Consider the following 19898-nt stretch of genomic DNA (forward strand, 5'->3'; position numbering starts at 1 on the left):
ATATTTTACAAAAGTGATTTTATATTAGCACATCTTAATTAAATGTCAATATAGCTTTCACAAAAATACATAAAAAATACAAGCACTATCACAAAAGGCTGTCCAATATTGATATGCCTCTTTACCTGACACAAAATGTTCTGTAAAGATTAGCCATATCATAATCGGACAGCCTTTATTTTTAACATAATTACAATTTATATTATCATTACTATTTCATTATTACTGCTTATTAAATATAGCATTAAGCTTTGGGACTTTATTCATAAGTGCCTTAACAATAAAATAAGCCGCTACACCATATAATGCACCTGTGATTGTACCGACAAGCACATCTGTTGGATAATGTACTGTAAAGTACAGTCTAGAAAATGCTATAAGTGCCGCAAGTACCAGTGCCGCACTTCCTTCCTTCTTTCTCCACATAAATATTGACACTGCCGCAGCAAACGAAGCTGACGAATGTCCTGATGGGAACGAATAATCGTGAATAGAATTAAATATTCCATATAAATTCTCGAATTCATTGCCAACAACAAAATTCTGTCCAACTACCCAGAATGCTCTTGGTCTTGCCCATAGATGCTTCATTATTCCATTACAGAATATAAGCGACAATATAAGTGCTATTGCCATTGTAAGCCCTGCTTTTTTATATTTCTTAGGAAGAACTGTAAGCATAAGCACAGCTAATACTATCCAGAACCAGCCTGCATTCCCCAATGTAGTAATCACATAAAATATTGGATTAGTTATTGGGTTATGTAATGTTTCAAACCAATGTAATATCTGAATTTCCATTATATAACAGCCACTTTTAATGTGGTCTCTCCTTTCCACAATTGACCTAATATATTAATCAATTGAAATCATATTGTGGAATTATAAATGAATATATATATATTGTCAATTTAACTTTACAGCCCTCTGGCATATACATTTATTCTTTCTTCCCTTATATCCATAACTGTATTCTGCTTCAATTGCTATGTCATACAGCATTGCCGTCCTGTCCGCATATAACAGCGTAACTGTATACTCTGCATCTGAACTGACAGCCTCATTAAATGACTTACAGAAACTTCTCATAAGCTGTGTTGTAAATACATCATCTGGAATATCATCATATTCACCAGTTATGTAACCATCTGACACTTTATCCAAAGCATAATCAAATGCCCCATTAATACTGCTGTTCATCTCCATATTACAGTAATTATCACTGATAATCGAATTATGTATAATCACAAGCAGAATAATAATAACCATCATTCCAGAACTACTTATTATTAATCTCATATCACTCCTTATCTATATTACATTGTGCCGACATCTCAATTTAACGTGGCAAATCCATATTTGTATTTATTCAATCCCCATCATCTTTATTTCGTAGAGCAAATCCAGATTTATCCTTATTGTGCTGGGACGTACTACACCGCCATCTCAACCCTTACAAGTGCCTTATAATCACACAGCTTATTAAGTCCGAACAATCTCGACTTTACAGGATATTTAATATTCAGGCGGTAATAATCATAATCTGCGGCTGCATCGAAATATTCATAACTTACATCTGCCCCATATTGTGCAGCTATCTCGCATACCTTTTTATTAGTATCATAATCAATATCCCTGTGTTCATAACTTATGCCATTTATCTGGATTACATCTTTTATATACTGCTGTACCTCACTGCCTTTGCTTACACTTTTATTAACAGCAATAAAATCCAGCGATATCAGACATATAAAAGAAAGTATTACAAGATATGCCGAAGCTTCTACTATTATCTTCATTATGCACCTACCTGTAGAACAGCTTTGCAAGCTGTGTACCCTCTAATACAGTGCATTTGTTCATACATATCCCTAAGAATGTAAATGCTATTGCAAGTCCTGTAATACATATAATTACATCACCATATTCTTCCAATAAATATTCCATTATACTATCCTCTTTCATTTCTTAGATTGTATTTCAATTAAACTATTGATTTATATTAAATATCTATATCAACCACCAAGCATTTTATCAGCAAGCATTGCGTACATATTTATCATTGATAATATAAATACTATAGCAATGCACGTCTCACCTAATTTTTCTAATATAAAGTCCATGCCAAGCCTTTCTCCACCTTTAATATTACCAGCAGCAAATCTTTACCTACTCGTCACTAATGATATTCTCTTCCACCTTATTAATGTATAGACAGACACAATCTTTAACAATATTAATATTACACATTACAAATACAGTGTTATAACAAGCATCATATCAACAGACATTTTCAATGCCATAAGAAATACAGGTATGTATTCCATAAATTTAAACAAACTTATCCTGTCCTTATAAGCAATCTCTGACTGCTTGTTTATAAGCTCGTTATTTCTCTGTATTAAAGAATTAATAGTTTCATCTACCTGATTGTCTGGCAATTCCGATACTGAATATAATGTTCTTACTGTCGACATTATATCTGTCTGTCCATACTCCGACAGAAATTCATAATATGGCTTAATATCTGATGGGTCTGCCTCTATGTCCCTTATAAAAGTATCAAGTGAATTCTTAATTATATACGGACTTTCATCGTAAGTATCTTCAATTGCCGCAATCAATGGCATATTCTCAAGATTAAGTGCAACATTTCTTAACCAGTCAGAAAATGCCTGTCTTAAATTGTTAGTAAGCTTTTTCATTGCAGACTTTTTATTAATCAACGGATAAATAACCATTACAGCCATTGCCATAACAAGATATACAAATATAAAATAAAAACCATTAATAAACGCCAGGCCTGCCAATATTCCAAGCACTGTTATAACTGGAATTATCTTCTCAATTATATTCCATACATTGGTTTTAAACACAAGCTTATAATATTTCCTGCTGTTAGTATCAATATCTTTATCATTAAGAATTTCATATCCGTAATGTTTATTCGTGAAAGCATAGAATAATATACATAACACAAGGAATATCACTGCTGTCCCCTGATACAGCCAGTCATCAACTATGTTTCCCTGTCCGCTTTTATATCGGTTAAGCATGGCACTCATAAATATTGTAAGACCTGAAAGCACTATGCTTATAATAACTCCTATGGTTGTATCCCTTTTTACATTCTTGATTTCAAGCTCCTGCCTGTATATTCCTTTAATCCACCTGTCAGAGTCATCAAGAAGCACTCTAAGTGCATTCTTATACCTTCCACCTCTCTTTTCAATTCCAATAATAAACTTATGAAGTGTCCTTATACGGCTGCAATTATACTCTTTCTCTATGATATAAAGTGCATTAGCATATACATCTTCTCCCATACCATATTCAAGCTCGTCCATAGCCTGCTCTATCACCCTGCCAAGAGTGCCGCCTGCTATCTTGCCTGTATCTTCTAAAGCTGTGTATATCTTAGGATTTCTCATAAATGAATACGCCATCTGATGGAGATATATATCAACGTCCATAAACTTTTTAAGCCTGTTATTATTGTAGTACCTTTTTCTTATAATTCCCGGAATAACGCTTATGGACACAAGACCAGTAATTATTACACATACAGGCTTAAGGCCATATATCATACTTATTCCGAATATCACAAGAAGTCCTGTTGTTATTGCTAAAATATATTTCTTCATTGAGAAATCATATCCATATGCTGATATATCTTTAATTACTGAACGCCCCGAAAAATATCTAATTAATCTTTTCATATATGTTCTTTATGCCTCTCCTATTAAATTTATCAAGAATATCTTCCGGGACAGTTTCGTCTGTAAATGTGCCGTCTTCGTATATTACACAACAGTGATTAACAGAATTGCACCTTGAAAGAAAACCTATCTGCTTAATCCTCCTTTTCTCGTGCTTGTCACATTCCACAAGCACAACAAGATCTATATATTTGTATACACTATTGATAAATCTTTCATTGACACTGCTGTTGCCAAGCATATTGTACATTCTGTCAGGCATATCCCTTACCTCATCCAGATGCATAGTTGTCATACAATATGAACCTGTAGACAAACTGTTAAGCAGATGTGCAACTTCTGGTCCTCTTGACTCTGACAGCAAAATCCAATCTATATTATGTCTTAACCCAGCCTTTATGATATCCTGGTATGTAACCTTGTCATCCACAAAAAATTCAACACATTTTTTATTAGGATTAATCTTTCTATAATGTATCTCCTGATTATCCTCATATACTCCTGCCTTCTCATTATGCGGAATTTTCGTTGACAGATACTTTACAAGCTCTGTCTTTCCTGCGTGTGGCTGTCCTCCCACAACTATGCTAAGGTGTGCAGTAACACTATTCTCCAAAAGATTAATAATGCTTTCCGGGGCATAATCTGACTCAACTAAATCCTTATGCGAAAATCTCAGATATTCTGGTATCTTTCTTATAGACATACTTTTCTTGTGACACCTTGATTCGTGCCATATAGAAATTCTAAGCTTCTCTGTATTGGCCTCAAGAATAGGTCTGCTTCTGTTAAATGAAACACCCATTATATTGGCAAGCTTTATTGATACATTTTCCACATATCTGTCACTTAATTCCTTGCCTGAAATATAACTTCCAATGCCAAGCTCAGTTATCCAAAGATTATAACCATCCCATTCTATATCCGTCACATTATCATTATTTATTTCCTGTGCTATCTCACTGAATAATTCATCTTTATTCTTTTCAATAATGTCTTTTAAATCTTCTTTATCCATATTCCACCCCATTTACTGCACACCTTCTTAATTATTTCATAGCTTCATATATCTGTGACTCATACTCAATATCTTCTATCGCTCCTGTTGTCTTTCCACTTACTATTGTCACAACCGCCGCTGTTAAAAGTAAGGCTGCAAGCACACCAGCAAGTGCAACAACAACTTTTCCATAATGTTCTATTATATCGTGCAAATATATATCCTCCTATAAATATATCTATTGATTATAATATATCAGATTATAATAATCCTAAATCCTGATATTCTATAATCAATTAAACTTTAAATTAACGGGAAACTCCTGTATATGACAGGTAATGAATAACACTTATATGTGTTATCTAGAAATCTTATGTACTTCCTGATGTAAGTTAAGATTATATTAAAAACGCGTTTTTCATATTGATACTATATCACTATATTATATATTTGTAAAGTATTATTTTAAAAATATTTTTATTTTATATAACTTTCATTCTATTTATATATAGCACATTCACTTGCAGCAAACTACATATTGTAAACTACATATTAGAGCGATTACACGTTATCATTACATAATACTTTTTTGTAACAGGGATCTTTATCAGATTTTCATATTACATTAAAAATCCCTTCAGGCAATATCTGCCCGAAGGGATAATAAATCATTCTTTAGATTATTAGCATCTGGTTATTCACCCTTTTTAAGTTCAATTTCACCTGAATCGTTAGATAATGTAAGTGTCTTTGACTTGTTAGAAATCTTAAATGTATACTCGTCTGTCTGTGTTCCACCAAGAACTGACTTGTTGATAGTTATTTTGTCACCATCAACGGAATATGTAATATTAAGCTGAATTCCGCTTAACTGCATAGTTCCCTGACCATCTGCCTCGAAATTAAATACAACATCATATCCGTTATCATTACCACTCCAGCTTCCCTCTACACTTGATGACTTACTTCCGCAAGCTGTAAATGCCAAAGCGAATACCATAATCATAGCACTTATTATTAAACTCTTAGTCTTTTTCATAGACGCCTCCTTTCTTCTTTCTGTATATATTTAAGCATTTGCAAAACGCTTAATCTTAATCTAATTATCCTTGCTTAAAAGCTCCACAATATCAGCAAATTTCATTGCGTGCGATGCCTTTATCAATATATTATCATTATCCTTAAGGATTGACGAATATGCCATATTGAATTCTTCCATATCATCAAAGCTGTGTATCTCACAATCATATGAACCAAAATGTGTTTCCATATAATCGTCTGTTCCCATAGCGATATGTCTTGCCAGATCACCAATCGTAATAAGAACATCTATATTCTTAGTACCTATATACTGTCCAACATCATAGTGGAGATTTTTCTCATCCTCTCCAAGCTCATACATATTACCAAGTATACATACTTTTCTGCCAATAGCCATATCAAGCACATCAACAGAAGCCTTCATAGATACAGGATTAGCATTATAACAGTCATCTATTAATGTATATTTACTTGTTTTGATAATGTTATTTCTGCCTGAAATAGTCTTTAAATCAGCTATTCCGTCTGCTATCTGTGCAGAAGTAAGCTCTAATGCCGCACCAACACAGGCTGCTGCAAGTGCATTGTATATCATATGATGTCCAGGAACCGGCACAGTAACCTCAAAATCCTTACAGCCATCTACACAATTAAGACCTGATATTACAAATTTAGTTCCACTAAGCCCAAGATTTTCTATATCCTTGGCATACACACCGTCTTTATAGTTAATTCCAAATCTTTCAGGCTTCTTTCCATTAACCTCATCTACAGTGATAAGCTTATCATCATCGCCGTTAAGTATCGCTATTCCGTCAGGCTTCATATTATTGAAAATCTCTGTCTTGGCCTTTAATATTCCATCTCTTGTCTTAAGATTTTCAAGATGACACAGACCTATATTAGTTATTACGCTTATATCTGGCTGAGCAATTTTTGATAATCTGTCCATTTCTCCGAAATCACTTATTCCCATTTCAAGAACAGCAACTTCATCATCATCTCTTAAGCGGAATACTGTAAGAGGAAGTCCTATTTCATTATTGAAATTACCTTCTGTCTTTAACACTTTATACTTCTTGTTAAGCACATAACTGATTGTTTCTTTAGTGCTTGTTTTACCTACACTTCCTGTTATACCTACAACCTTGATATCAAGATTATTACGGTATAAAAGTGCCATATCCTTTAACGCCTGAAGACTTGATTTAACCTTTATATAAGAATTAGTCTGTCCTTCAAGTTCTTTTTCTGATATAACACACAACGCTCCATCATTAAAGCAGTTGTCTATGTATTGGTGTCCGTCAGTTCTCTCGCCACATATGGCAACAAACAATCCGCCATTCTGCACTTTACGGCTGTCAGTTGTTATGTCTGTCACTTCTTTATCAAGGTTATCTTCACTGCCATAATATACGCCATTGCAGGCTTCTGCTATAGCTCTTAATGTCATTCCACGCATAAATAATAATCTCCATTCAATATTAATTATACTTTTCTAAAGATATTTCTATAATCTTCTTAGTAAGTTCATCATATGACATTCCTACAGCCGCAGCTTCCTGTGGAAGTAAGCTTGTTCCTGTCATTCCCGGAAGTGTATTAATTTCAAGGCAGTATATATCTCCGTCTTCATTAAGAAGTTCATCTACTCTTGCATATGTAGTAACTCCAGCTGTCTCACAGGCTTTCTCTGCCCATCTTTGCATTTTCTCTGATATTTCCTTAGGAAGATTAGCTGGACAAGTCTCCTTAGTTGCTCCTGCCTTATATTTATTCTTATAATCATAAAATCCGTCAAGCGGTTCTATCTCTATAACTGGAAGTGCCTTTCCATTAAGTACACCTACAGAGAATTCTCTTCCTTTAATGAATTCTTCTACAAGTATATTATCTTCATATGAGAATGCATCTGTTAAGGCTCTCTTGAATTCTTCTTCGCTATTAACAATAGATACTCCTACACTTGAACCACCACAACAAGGCTTAACCACACAAGGAAATGGAACATATTCTACCTTATGTCCCTTGTGGAGTGCTATGCCCTTAGGCATTGGAATACCCTCTGGAACAAGAACCTTTTTAGTAAGCTCCTTGCTCATTGATATGGCACTGCTTATATAATCAGTTCCTGTGTACTTAATTCCCATAAGTTCAAATGCTGCCTGTATCTTTCCGTCCTCACCATTGCTTCCGTGAAGCCCCATAAATACTATGTCTGCTTTCTGGCAGAGTTCAAGAACATTATCTCCAAAGAAACCTTTTCCCAAAGCTTTTCTTGCTTCAAGTTCCTTCTCAACATCAGGAGTCTGGTTCTTTAAATATTTGCAAAGCTTTTCCAAATCATTGTCATTATTAAAAAAGTTATCAACATTTTCACTATCTATACCGAAAAAAACATCCACAATGTTAGCATTGTATCCATTTCTTCTTAAAGACTCACACACTTTGGTACTTGTAAGAATTGATATATCTCTTTCAGTGCTTGTACCACCTGCTAATACAACTATATTCATTATTAATCCTCTTTTCCACACACAATCTCTTATTGTATAGTTCTCCTGTGCATACCTTATAGAATATAACATTTATTAACAACATATGCAATCAATATCGTAATTAGTCACATACTTTTCCACAATATCAACATACTTATACACATTTTATGTGAATTCACAAAATTCTGTAATATTATCCATTTTATCGCATATATTATGTTAATTTTCTGACAATTATCACTACTGACGCAGTCTTAATCCTTCATATTTGGTATGTGCAAGAAGACATTTTCTAAGTGAATTATATCTATCAGTAATGTCGCCCTCTGGCACAGCAACTTCAATGGACTCCGCCATAATATCAATAAGCCCGTCATTTAATTCACTTCTCATAGAAGTTAATATATCAAGCTTCTCTTTATAATCATATGCATCAAGAAATCTTATCAGCTTGCTGTCCTGTACAGTATTCTCATCTGAATTGTAGGTGTCAGCAATATTCCCATTATCAGATGAGACATTTTCTGTCTTATAATCAATAGATTTATTCTCTGTATATCTATTTCCTGCTATGTCGCAGGCAGACTTATCTACTGTATATGTATTATCCGCTGAAACCATATTAACATTGTCTATCGATTTATTATAAGCAGATGTATCATCGGATTTCTCAAGTGCTTTTCCTGTATTAATATCTATAAGTTCAAATCTGTATTTCTGCTCTACATCAGGATATTTATTATGGTCAACTTCGCTCAAAAACATATCATATGGTCTTACATATAACTCATATGAGCCGTATAGCCCCTGATACACAACCATTTTCTCCTTAGTCTCTGAGTGTATCGCAACGCCTCTTACCTGATACAGCTTATTCTTAAAATGTCTGTAAAAACCACCAATAACTAATTCTCTTTGCATAATCACTCCTCCTGTTGCTTTTATATAAAATTAAACTTTTTCGTTAATTTATTATTTTATTAAGATTAAGGATTTTGCGTACTTTTTTAAAGTGTTATAATCTACTTGCGTACTTAATACAATTCTATTATCTGCTTAGAAATCGTGCGCAGAAATGAGGTTATAATATGAAACAGGTAGATTTGCACGTACACTCAACATATTCTGACGGAACTAATACTCCCTCAGAGCTTATAGCAATTGCTTCTTCTAAAAATCTTAGTGCCATCGCCCTTACCGACCACGATACTCTTGACGGAATACCAGATGCCCTTAAAGCCGCTGGTAATTCAGAGGTGGAATTAATACCCGGTGTTGAATTAAGCACTAATTTTAATAATACCGAAGTCCATATCGTAGGACTTTTTATTGATTACACTAACAATGCCATCAATGATTATCTTAAAACACAGCGCGAGTCACGCATCAACCGTAATATTGCAATATGTGAACGCTTCTGTTCAATCGGTATTAATATTACATATGAACAAATGTTAAAATTATACCCTGATGCTGTTATAACAAGAGCACATTTTGCTGATTATCTTGTTAAGAATCATTACACAGGCGACCGCAACGAAGCCTTTGACAGATACTTAAGTCCCGGAAAGCCCTGCTTTGTGAACAGGCATAAGGTTGACCCTTCTGAGGCTGTAAGCATTATTCATCAGGCTGGCGGCGTTGCTGTGCTTGCACACCCAATTCTTTACCACCTTGGCAAAGCCCAGATGAATGAGCTTATTAACCACGTATGCTGTGCCTCAATTGATGGAATTGAAGCAATTTATTCAACCTATAAACCTGCCGATGAAAGGGAAATCCGCAAAATCGCCAAAGAACATAATCTTCTCTTATCCGGCGGCTCTGATTACCATGGTGCTAACAAGCCTAACATACAATTAGGAACAGGTCTTGGACATCTTTTTGTTCCTTACGAAATAAAAGATGCCCTTTACGAAAGAAGCCTTACTTTTCGTCAACAACCTGAAAAATATAGAATTTAAGGTATAAGGACTCATCGGCTGACCACAGAATTGGGTGGTCAGGTGACTGGGTCCTGTATTCTATCTGTCTTAGTCTTTTATGTACATTTCTTGCCGCTTCGCCAATTGTCTTAGTGAACAATTCCGGATCCATAAAATGTGAACAAGAGCAGGTTGCAAGGTATCCGCCGTCTTTGACAAGCTTCATCCCCCTAAGATTAATCTCTCTGTATCCCTTAACTGCATTTTTAATGGAATTTCTTGACTTGGTAAATGCTGGTGGATCAAGAATCACAACATCAAACTTCTCGCCACTCTTTTCAAGCTGTGGAAGCAGGTCAAACACATCTGCACATTTGAATCGGACAATATCCTCAAGTCCGTTAAGCTTGGCATTTTCTGTCGCCTGATTAACAGCAAGTTCAGATGCATCTACTCCTAATACGCTTGAAGCTCCCGATATTCCTGCATTAAGTGCAAATGAACCTGTATGTGTAAAGCAGTCAAGAACCTTCGCACCCTTGCATAAGCCGCCAATAGCTCTCCTGTTATATTTCTGGTCAAGGAAAAAGCCTGTCTTCTGACCGTCCTTAACATCTACATAATATTTAACACCATTTTCAGTTATCATAACTTTGGTATCGAATTCTTCACCGATAAAGCCTTTAACTCTTTCCATTCCTTCAAGCTGTCTTACTTTGGCATCGCTTCTTTCATATACGCCTCTTATTGGCATGCCATATTCTTTAAGTATTTCTTTCAGGTCATCGACAATAAGCTGTTTAAATCTGTCAATTCCAAGTGCAAGTGACTCTACTACAAGAACATCTGAGAACTTGTCTATTACTATACCCGGAAGAAAATCTGCCTCTCCGAATATAAGCCGGCAGGAAGATGTATCGACAGTATCCATTCTGTAGGAAACAGCATCTTTTACACGCTGTTTGATAAATTCTTCGTTAATCTCTCCCTCGTGTCTTGATAACATTCTTACTGTTATTTTGGAACGGCGGTTTACGAAGCCTATTCCCATAAAGTAATCATCGAAATCATGGAGTTCGATAAGGCCTCCGTCTTCTACGGTTTCGGAAAATGTGTCTATTTCGTTGTCGTATACCCACATACCGCCGGATTTTAATTGACGGCCGGCGCCTTTTTTCAGGGTTACTGTGCCTGTTATTTTAAATAAATTGGTCATTGGTTGAGGTCCTCTCTTTTATTTGGGGTGGGGTGGGAAATGCAGTGGTGGCATAGATTGCGCTTGTGCTTCGCACTTCGCTTCTACTTTACCTTGGCTTATTATGTACTGCCACAGATTGCCTTTACTTTTGGCTCGTGCTTTGGCACTTCGCTTTCCTTAGCCTGCTTATGGTTTGTTTTTGCTGGCTCGTGCTTTGCACATCGCTTTCCTTAGCCTGCTTATGATTTGTTTTTGCTGGCTCGTGCTTTGCACATCGCCTTTAGTTGATTTCCCACTGGTTTCGCCGTGCAGGTCCAAGAAAGCTCTGGCTTTCTTGGACTGTCGGGCTGTCGCCCTATCAGACAGAAATTTTAAAAGCAGCTTTGTGCAAGCACAGCAGCTTTTAAGTTTTCTGTCTGGCACGGCTTGTAGCTTACGCACATTATATCCCCTCGCTGTCAGTTTTACAACTTTAATTCTTCCCTGTATTGTAGAACATAAATACTCCGCCCATTGCTATTATCAGGGCTAAGAGTTTGAGCCACGAGAAGTCGGCTTTTTTGCTTCCAAATAAGCCCATAAGTTCTATTATATAGGCTACTATTACCTGTGCTACTACTATTGTGACTTCGGCTTTGGCTACACCTAGGTCGGATACACTTTTTACTACGGTGAAGGTTATGAATGCTCCTATCACACCGCCTAATAATGATATTTTATTCTCTACCTGAAATATTCCACTAATATCAGGTCTTCCGTTAAACAGCCACATTATAATGCAGGTTGCAAGTGCTGTAAACTGCACGAAGCCTGCCGCCACCCATATACTGCTCGCTTTTGTAACATTCGTATTAAGTACACCTTGCAGGCTCATTAACGCACCTGAGATTATTGCAACAATAAATCCTGCCATCAGACAACCTCCTTTAACAATCTCTATTGTTAATAAAGTATTTACTGATAGCAGGATTTTATTCACTGATATTGGAGTAAATTACATTTTTATCCACACTAATGTATTATTCCATATTTAATTATTAAGCCTTGATAGTGTCATATAATTGGAGATTTCTTTGTAAAACTCATTATATGCACTGTTAAAATCCACTCCGTCCCATAACTGGTGAAGCATAATCTCATATTTTGTATATATGTTGCCTACTCCTACATATTTGGCTTTTACGATGCTGTTAGCATATATTGTGTGCAGTGTATTGTAATTGCTCTGCTGGGTCTTTGATTTATAGCTTATGTCTGCCCTTGCACTCATATGTCCGCTAAGACTTTCCAAATCCTCTGCATAGTCATATGATATTGCCCTTGCTACTGCCTTGGATACCGCAATATTTGATGTGTATGGATTTACTATCGCCATCGTAGTAACTGACATTGCCTTTGACTCTAAATCATCTGCAAGCTTTGGAACTGGAATTATTCCATATTCAACACCTGAAGCATCAATTGTTGAAAGGCTGTCGGCATCAACTATTGTATATATAAGCTTTCCCTCTGCAAACTGTGATACACACGACTGCAATGATGAATTATATCTATCAATCGCATAAGTGTCCTTTAACTTCACATATTCAGTTAAAGCCTTTTTAAAATGCACCTCATCTATTGCAAATGCTCCTGAATCCTCAGCATTATTGCCGCCTATATTAACGTATCTTCCTGTAAATGTATAATTAAGAAACATTGATGATGCATCAAAGTTAAATATCCTCTGAACACTTTTATTATCTTCTGTAACTTCGTAGTTATCATTATATTCTTTTATCTCATCAAATGTATCAACTGCACCTGCAAGCTTACTGTTATACACCATAACCGGCATATTAAATGTAACCGGATAGCCATATAACTTTTCATTATATGAGCTTGCTATAAGGGCAGCCTGTCCATATACTTTATCATTGTATACATCCTTGTAAGAATCATTTTCAAGCATAAGACCTAAAAGATATGCCTTATTGCAATTCTCTGATGACATAAGATACACATCTGGCACATTATCATTTCTTACAGTTTCATTGTAAATTGTATCAACAAAATCTGATGACTCAACATATACCGGATTGACAGTAACCAGATTGTTAGCCTCTTTAAATTCTTTCGCTACATTTTCAAGATAGCTGTCATAGTCCTTATTATCATACCAGACATTAACTGTTACAGGAGTCTCTATATCAAGTTCCCTTGCTGTCTTATTCTTATCTGTACCTGAACATGCCATCACAGATAAAGTAAGAACACCTGCCATAAGAACTGACACAAGCTTCTTAATTACTTTCATTATTCATCCAACCTTTATTAAAATGATTTCTTTAACTTTGTTATCATTTCATCTACGTCCGCCTTAGTTATAACAAGAGGTGGCACCATTCTGATAACATTAGTTCCGGCTGAGAACAGTATAAGTCCATTGTCTAATGCATTAGCAATAACATCTTTAGGATTGATTGAAAGTTCAAGTCCCTGCATAAGTCCAAGTCCTCTCCTCTCAATTATAAAATCATATTCTGCTACAAGTTCATCAAGCTTTTCTTCAAGATATGCTGATACTTCCTTGACATTATCCAATATATGCTGTTTCTCAAATAATTCAAATACTTTTGTTGCTGCTGCACACGCAAGTGGATTACCGCCATAAGTTGTACCGTGATCTCCTGGTACAAGTGCCTTAGCAACTTCTTCCTTGGCAAGAAATGCACCTACTGGAACACCACAGCCAAGTGCCTTGGCAACAGTAAGAATATCAGGCTCAACTCCATACTGCTGGAATGCAAACATTGTACCTGTTCTTCCCATTCCACACTGTATTTCATCAAGTATAAGAAGAATACCCTTTTCATCGCAAAGCTGTCTTACACCCTTGATGAATTCGTTAGTTGCAGGATATATTCCTCCCTCACCCTGTACTGTTTCAAATATAATAGCACAAGTTTTATCATTTACCAACTGTTTAACACTTTCAAGGTCATTATAATTAGCAAATTTAATTCCCGGAATCATAGGTCCGAACGCTTCCTGATAATGCTTATTGCCTGTTACAGCTAATGCTCCCATACTTCTGCCATGGAAGGAATGATGCATTGCTATAATCTCTGAATCAGTTCTTCCTGTCTTTAAATAAGCGTATTTCTTTGCAAGCTTTATAGCACCCTCTATTGATTCTGTACCACTGTTAGTAAAGAATACCCTGTCCATTCCAGAAGCCTTTGTAAGTGCTTTAGCAGCATTTACCGCTGGCTCATTATAGAAATAATTAGATGTATGTATAAGCTTGTCAATCTGTGCCTTTAACGCATCATTATATTCCTTGTTATTATAACCTAATGCAAATACCGCAATACCTGCACCAAAATCAAGATACTCTTTTCCGTCTGTATCATATAATCTTACACCATCACCTTTATCAAGTACAATCTGGTATCTGTTATATGTATGTATTAACTTTTCTTCTGCTGTTTTAATAATCTGTTCTGTCTGCATAACTACTCCTGTTATTATATATTAGTATCGAAGAATTTCTCAGCACCTTCTGATAATATAGCTGTACCAACACCCTTGTTAGTAAATATTTCAAGAAGGAGGCAGTGTGGAATACGTCCGTCAAGTATATGCACTCTTGAAACACCGTGTTCAATCGCATCAATACAGTTATTAAGCTTAGGTAACATACCACCACCTATTGTACCACCTGCTAATAATTGCCTTGCCTCAGTTGTTGAAAGTTCTGAGATAAGGCTTGATTTATCATTATAATCCTTGTATACACCTTCAATATCTGTTAAGAATGCAAGCTTCTCTGCATTAACTGCCCTTGCAATGGCACAAGCTGCATCATCAGCATTAATATTGTAAGCGTGGAAATTGTCATCATATCCTATAGGGCATATTACTGGAAGAAAATCGTCCTTAAGAAGAGAATGTATAAGTGTTGTATCAACTTCCTTGACTTCACCTACATATCCGATATCTTCACCCTTTGAATACTTCTTTTCCACCTTTAGCATACCGCCATCTTTACCACTTATACCACACGCCTTTACGCCAAGTTCCTCTATAAGCGATACAAGGCTTTTATTAACCTTGTTAAGAACCATCTCAGCAATTTCCATAGTTGGCTCGTCTGTAACTCTTAAACCATTCTTAAATTCCGGTGTCATTCCAGACTTTTCAACCCATTTGCTGATTTCCTTGCCGCCGCCGTGTACAATAATTGGCTTAAATCCAACAACCTTTAATAATACTACGTCCTGAATAACTTTTCTTTTAAGTTCTTCATCAACCATTGCACTTCCACCATATTTTACAACTATAATCTTTCTGTTGAACTTCTGTATATATGGGAGTGCTTCAACAAGCACCTGTGCCTTCTTTAACTCTTCTTCCATATTAATTGTACTCATTTATTATCCTCATTCCTGACAATATTACAATGCCATTTTATTCTTAACTATTATGATCTGTAATCAGCATTAATCTTTATGTAATCAAATGTAAGGTCACAGCCCCACGCTGTAGCTTCACTGTTACCCTGCTTAATATCTGCTATTGCGGTTACAGGATTTTGTGAAAGAATTTCAGTTGCCTTTTCTTCACTGTAATCTGTTGCAGTACCATCTTTAACTATCTGAAGCTTTCCTGCGTTGCTTTCAAAGAATATATCAACCTTCTCCGGCTCGAAATCAACGCCTGAATAACCCATAGCACAAAGAATTCTTCCCCAGTTAGCATCGTGTCCAAATATTGCCGCCTTTGTAAGATTAGAAGTCACTATTGATTTGGCAAGAATTCTTGCCTGTTCCTTAGTTGAAGCTCCCTTAACCTGAACTTCAAAAAGACATGTACAGCCTTCACCATCTCCTGCTATTTTCTTAGAAAGCTCTGTAAGTACATAAGATAATGCCTCATAAAATGTATCATAATCACTGCTGCCTTCCTTAATAGAGTCATTGCCTGCTTCTCCATTAGCAAGAACAAGCACTGTATCATTAGTTGATGTATCTCCGTCAACAGATATCATATTAAATGAATCTTCAACAATATCACTTGTCATCTTCTGAAGTGCTTTCTTCTCTATAACTGCATCAGTTGTAATAAAACAGAGCATTGTAGCCATATGAGGATGAATCATACCGGCACCCTTGCACATACCGCCTACCGTTACTTCTTTGCCAGCAATATTTACTGTGCAGGCAACCTGCTTGCTTACAGTATCAGTTGTCATAATTGCCTCTGCGGCAAGTGTTCCAGCCTCTTTAGTATAATCAAGAAGTTCCGGAAGTGCCTTAATTCCTGCACACATTCTATCCATAGGAAGCTGCATTCCAATAACACCTGTTGAACCAAGAAGCACTGCATCAGCTGGAATTCCAAGTGCCTCTCCAGCTGTCTTAGCTTCAAGTGCACAGGCTTCATCACCCTCAACACCTGTACAGGCATTAGCAACACCACTGTTGACTACAATTGCCTGTGCATAAGCTTCATTGTATACAATATTCTTATCCCATTTAACAGGAGCGGCAAATACTCTGTTAAGAGTAAATGTCCCTGCTGTCACGCAAGGCTTGTCTGAAACAACCATTGCCATATCTTTCTTACCATTCTTATACTTAATTCCTGCCGCCATACCAGCTGCCTTAAATCCCTTGGCTGCTGTAACTCCACCTTCTATAATCTGCATAACTGCCTCCTGTCCAGATTAATAACCGCTTGTTATTAAATTACCTATATAATAATTATCTATCAGGATTATTACTTACCAATAACGTCTTATTAATCTTATATGAATAAAATATTTATAGTGCCGCCTGTATTATATAATTCTATGGGAACATAGGTGCAATCTTAAGTCCTTCATTCTCCTCAAAACCGAATAAAAGATTCATATTCTGTACTGCCTGACCAGCCGCACCCTTAACAAGGTTATCTAATGCACCCATAGCAATAATTCTGTTAGTTCTTGGCTCTATCTTAAATCCTATATCTACAAAGTTACTTCCCTCAACCCATCTTGTCTCTGGGCATACATCCTCAGGAAGAACTCTTACAAAATATTCCTTGTCATAATATTTATCATATGCCGCCTTAACATCTTCATAAGTTACATCCTTTGCAAGATTAGCATATGCTGTCACAAGTATTCCTCTGTTCATTGGAACTAAATGTGGTGTAAATATAAGCTTTAAATCATCTCTTCCACAAGCATATCCAAGCTGTTCTTCTATCTCTGGTGTGTGTCTGTGTGTACCAACACCATATGCTTTCATACTCTCATTAACTTCACAGAAAAGATTAGCAACCTTTGCACCCCTGCCTGCACCGCTTGTTCCGCTCTTAGCATCAATGATTATTGTATCTGGATTAATAATTCCTTCTTTTACAAGTGGATATAATGTAAGAATTGATGTTGTAGTGTAACATCCCGGGTTAGCAATAATTCTTGTATTATTATTCACTTTATCCCTGTTAATCTCACATAAACCATAGACTGCTTCATCAATATATTGTGGTGACTTATGTTCAAGCTTATACCATTTCTCATATATATCTACATTCTTTAATCTAAAGTCTGCACTAAGGTCTATTATCTTTACCTTTGATAAAATCTCATCGTTAACAAGTGATGCACATAAGCCCTGTGGTGTTGCTGTAAATATTACATCAACCTCATCTGCAAGCTGTTCCATATTATCATCCATACATCTGGCATCTACAAGTTTAAACATATTTCTGTATACATCTGAATATTTCTGATCTATATAGCTTCGTGAACCAAGCCATACAATCTCTACATCCTTATGTCCAAGAAGAAGTCTTACTAATTCGTTACCTGCATATCCGGTAGCTCCGATAATTCCAACCTTAACCATACGTCCTCCATCTGAATGTTTATTTATTCATTCGTGTACATATATTATTCATCAATAAAAATGACAAGTTCCATTATAACAACTTTTTTTTCTATGTAAAGTGTTTATTCATTATTTTTTATATTTATGCAATATTCTTGCATAAAATTGCATAATATACATTTTTACCTATTGCATTTTCATAATAAGTAGTTTATTATAATCAGCAGAGTTTTACACTTTGTAATAGCATTATTTACTACATAATATTTATTACATAATTAAACCTATTACTTAATTATATGGAGGTACATTAATAATGAAAGAGAAAGTTGTTCTTGCTTATTCAGGTGGTCTTGATACTACAGCAATCATTCCTTGGTTAAAGGAAACTTTCGACTATGATGTTATCTGTGTATGTGCAGATTGCGGTCAGGAAGAGGAATTAGACGGACTTGAAGAAAGAGCTTTATCTTGTGGAGCTGCCAAGTTATATATCGAAGACATCACAGATGAATTCTGCGATAACTACATCGTTCCATGTGTACAGGCTCACGCAGTTTATGAAAATAAATATTTACTTGGTACATCAATGGCAAGACCTATCATTGCCAAAAGACTTGTTGAAATTGCCCGTAAAGAAGGTGCTGTTGCTATCTGCCATGGTGCTACAGGTAAGGGTAATGACCAGATCAGATTTGAGCTTACAATCAAGGCTTTAGCTCCAGATATCCAGATTATCGCTCCTTGGAGAGATTCAAGATGGACATTACAGTCTCGTGAAGATGAAATCGAATATTGCAGACAGCACGGTATTCACCTTCCATTCAGCCCTGACTCAAGCTACAGCCGTGACCGTAACATCTGGCATATAAGCCACGAAGGTCTTGAGCTTGAAGATCCAGCTAATGAGCCTAACTATAAGCACCTTCTTGTTCTTGGATGCACACCAGAAGAAGCTCCAGATGAAGGCGAATATGTAACAATGACATTTGAAAAGGGTGTTCCTACATCTGTTAACGGCAAGAAGATGAAGGTTTCTGATATCATCAGAGAACTTAACAGACTTGGCGGCAAGCACGGCATTGGTATAATTGATATCGTTGAGAACCGTGTTGTTGGTATGAAGTCACGTGGTGTATATGAAACACCTGGTGGAACTATTCTTTACGAAGCACATCAGCAGCTTGAAGAATTAGTTCTTGACAGGGATACAACAGCAGAGAAGATTAATGTTGCTAACAAGTTCGCTCAGGTTGTATACGAAGGAAAGTGGGAAACACCTCTTCGTGAAGCACTTCAGGCATTTGTCGAAAAGACACAGGAATACGTAACTGGTGAAGTTAAGTTCAAGCTTTACAAGGGCAACATCATCAAAGCTGGTACAACATCTCCATATTCATTATATAACGAATCTATCGCTTCATTCACAACTGGAGACCTTTATGACCACCATGATGCTGATGGTTTCATCAACCTCTTTGGTCTTTCACTTAAGGTAAGAGCTATGAAGAAGCTTGAGAACGAAAAGAAGAATAACAAATAATACTTTAAAAAATATTATATAACAAGTATTATAAAACAAAATCAGGAGCTGCCACATATATATGTAGCAGCTCCATTTTTCATCTTTTATAATGTTTTATGAGTTTTT

General features: G+C 36.0%; 20 protein-coding genes. 2 read left to right on the forward strand and 18 right to left on the reverse strand.

The window, feature by feature from the left end; all coding sequences use genetic code 11:
• Positions 1–222: 222 nt before the first annotated feature.
• The 11 genes from WMO42_RS06185 to WMO42_RS06235 form a co-directional block, all read right to left on the reverse strand.
• Complete coding sequence (locus tag WMO42_RS06185; protein WP_055176033.1) at positions 223–801, reverse strand: phosphatase PAP2 family protein; 579 nt, start codon at positions 799–801, stop codon at positions 223–225.
• A 105-nt stretch (positions 802–906) separates the two neighbouring features.
• Positions 907–1299, reverse strand: coding sequence for a hypothetical protein (locus tag WMO42_RS06190; RefSeq protein ID WP_349153595.1), 393 nt, complete (start codon positions 1297–1299; stop codon positions 907–909).
• 134 nt (positions 1300–1433) lie between these two features.
• Positions 1434–1799: a hypothetical protein gene (locus tag WMO42_RS06195; protein WP_055176040.1), complete on the reverse strand. Its 366-nt coding sequence runs from the start codon at positions 1797–1799 to the stop codon at positions 1434–1436.
• Between the two features lie 7 nt (positions 1800–1806).
• Positions 1807–1947 (reverse strand): hypothetical protein, encoded by a 141-nt coding sequence (locus WMO42_RS06200; RefSeq protein WP_022501155.1) that lies wholly within the window; start codon positions 1945–1947, stop codon positions 1807–1809.
• Positions 1948–2249: 302 nt separating this feature from the next.
• Complete coding sequence (locus WMO42_RS06205) at positions 2250–3719, reverse strand: hypothetical protein (protein ID WP_055306695.1); 1470 nt, start codon at positions 3717–3719, stop codon at positions 2250–2252.
• Positions 3703–4737, reverse strand: coding sequence for an ATPase, T2SS/T4P/T4SS family (locus WMO42_RS06210; RefSeq protein WP_172678520.1), 1035 nt, complete (start codon positions 4735–4737; stop codon positions 3703–3705). Before WMO42_RS06210 ends, WMO42_RS06205 begins: the two co-directional genes overlap by 17 nt.
• A 31-nt stretch (positions 4738–4768) precedes the next feature.
• Positions 4769–4933, reverse strand: a complete 165-nt coding sequence (locus WMO42_RS06215) for a hypothetical protein (protein WP_022501159.1) — start codon at positions 4931–4933, stop codon at positions 4769–4771.
• A gap of 480 nt (positions 4934–5413) precedes the next feature.
• Positions 5414–5758, reverse strand: coding sequence for a DUF5640 domain-containing protein (locus WMO42_RS06220; RefSeq protein WP_022502232.1), 345 nt, complete (start codon positions 5756–5758; stop codon positions 5414–5416).
• Positions 5759–5818: 60 nt separating this feature from the next.
• Positions 5819–7225, reverse strand: coding sequence for a UDP-N-acetylmuramoyl-tripeptide--D-alanyl-D-alanine ligase (gene murF, locus WMO42_RS06225; protein ID WP_349191801.1), 1407 nt, complete (start codon positions 7223–7225; stop codon positions 5819–5821).
• A gap of 22 nt (positions 7226–7247) precedes the next feature.
• Entirely contained in the window at positions 7248–8279 is a 1032-nt protein-coding gene (locus WMO42_RS06230; RefSeq protein ID WP_055306698.1) for a D-alanine--D-alanine ligase, read from the reverse strand.
• Positions 8280–8501: 222 nt separating this feature from the next.
• Entirely contained in the window at positions 8502–9182 is a 681-nt protein-coding gene (locus WMO42_RS06235; protein WP_055176052.1) for a DUF1653 domain-containing protein, read from the reverse strand.
• A 167-nt stretch (positions 9183–9349) separates the two neighbouring features.
• Here WMO42_RS06235 and WMO42_RS06240 point away from each other — a divergent pair, with 167 nt between their 5' ends.
• Positions 9350–10225, forward strand: coding sequence for a PHP domain-containing protein (locus WMO42_RS06240; RefSeq protein ID WP_090140115.1), 876 nt, complete (start codon positions 9350–9352; stop codon positions 10223–10225).
• Here WMO42_RS06240 and WMO42_RS06245 read toward each other — a convergent pair.
• The 7 genes from WMO42_RS06245 to argC all read right to left on the reverse strand — a co-directional run bounded on the left by WMO42_RS06245 (position 10188) and on the right by argC (position 18265).
• Complete coding sequence (locus tag WMO42_RS06245) at positions 10188–11402, reverse strand: class I SAM-dependent rRNA methyltransferase (RefSeq protein WP_055176058.1); 1215 nt, start codon at positions 11400–11402, stop codon at positions 10188–10190. The two genes, WMO42_RS06240 and WMO42_RS06245, sit on opposite strands and share 38 nt — an antisense overlap.
• Before the next feature lie 454 nt (positions 11403–11856).
• A complete protein-coding gene (locus WMO42_RS06250; RefSeq protein WP_022502238.1) occupies positions 11857–12297 on the reverse strand; it encodes a DMT family transporter in 441 nt (146 codons plus the stop codon).
• Positions 12298–12414: 117 nt separating this feature from the next.
• Complete coding sequence (locus WMO42_RS06255) at positions 12415–13680, reverse strand: extracellular solute-binding protein (RefSeq protein WP_055306701.1); 1266 nt, start codon at positions 13678–13680, stop codon at positions 12415–12417.
• Between the two features lie 17 nt (positions 13681–13697).
• The gene (locus WMO42_RS06260; protein ID WP_022502240.1) at positions 13698–14879 is read right to left on the reverse strand and encodes an aspartate aminotransferase family protein; all 1182 of its coding nucleotides are present in this window, start codon (positions 14877–14879) and stop codon (positions 13698–13700) included.
• A 14-nt stretch (positions 14880–14893) separates the two neighbouring features.
• Positions 14894–15799: an acetylglutamate kinase gene (argB, locus tag WMO42_RS06265; RefSeq protein ID WP_116443862.1), complete on the reverse strand. Its 906-nt coding sequence runs from the start codon at positions 15797–15799 to the stop codon at positions 14894–14896.
• A 50-nt stretch (positions 15800–15849) separates the two neighbouring features.
• On the reverse strand, positions 15850–17076 hold the full coding sequence (gene argJ / locus WMO42_RS06270) for a bifunctional glutamate N-acetyltransferase/amino-acid acetyltransferase ArgJ (RefSeq protein WP_349191803.1): 1227 nt from the start codon (positions 17074–17076) through the stop codon (positions 15850–15852).
• A 142-nt stretch (positions 17077–17218) separates the two neighbouring features.
• A complete protein-coding gene (gene argC / locus WMO42_RS06275) occupies positions 17219–18265 on the reverse strand; it encodes an N-acetyl-gamma-glutamyl-phosphate reductase (RefSeq protein ID WP_055306703.1) in 1047 nt (348 codons plus the stop codon).
• A 298-nt stretch (positions 18266–18563) separates the two neighbouring features.
• Here argC and WMO42_RS06280 point away from each other — a divergent pair, with 298 nt between their 5' ends.
• Entirely contained in the window at positions 18564–19790 is a 1227-nt protein-coding gene (locus WMO42_RS06280) for an argininosuccinate synthase (RefSeq protein ID WP_022502244.1), read from the forward strand.
• Positions 19791–19898: the final 108 nt, after the last annotated feature.

This window comes from Lachnospira sp. CLA-JM-H23, from assembly GCF_040096425.1.
Classification (GTDB): Bacteria; Bacillota; Clostridia; order Lachnospirales; family Lachnospiraceae; genus Lachnospira; species Lachnospira rogosae.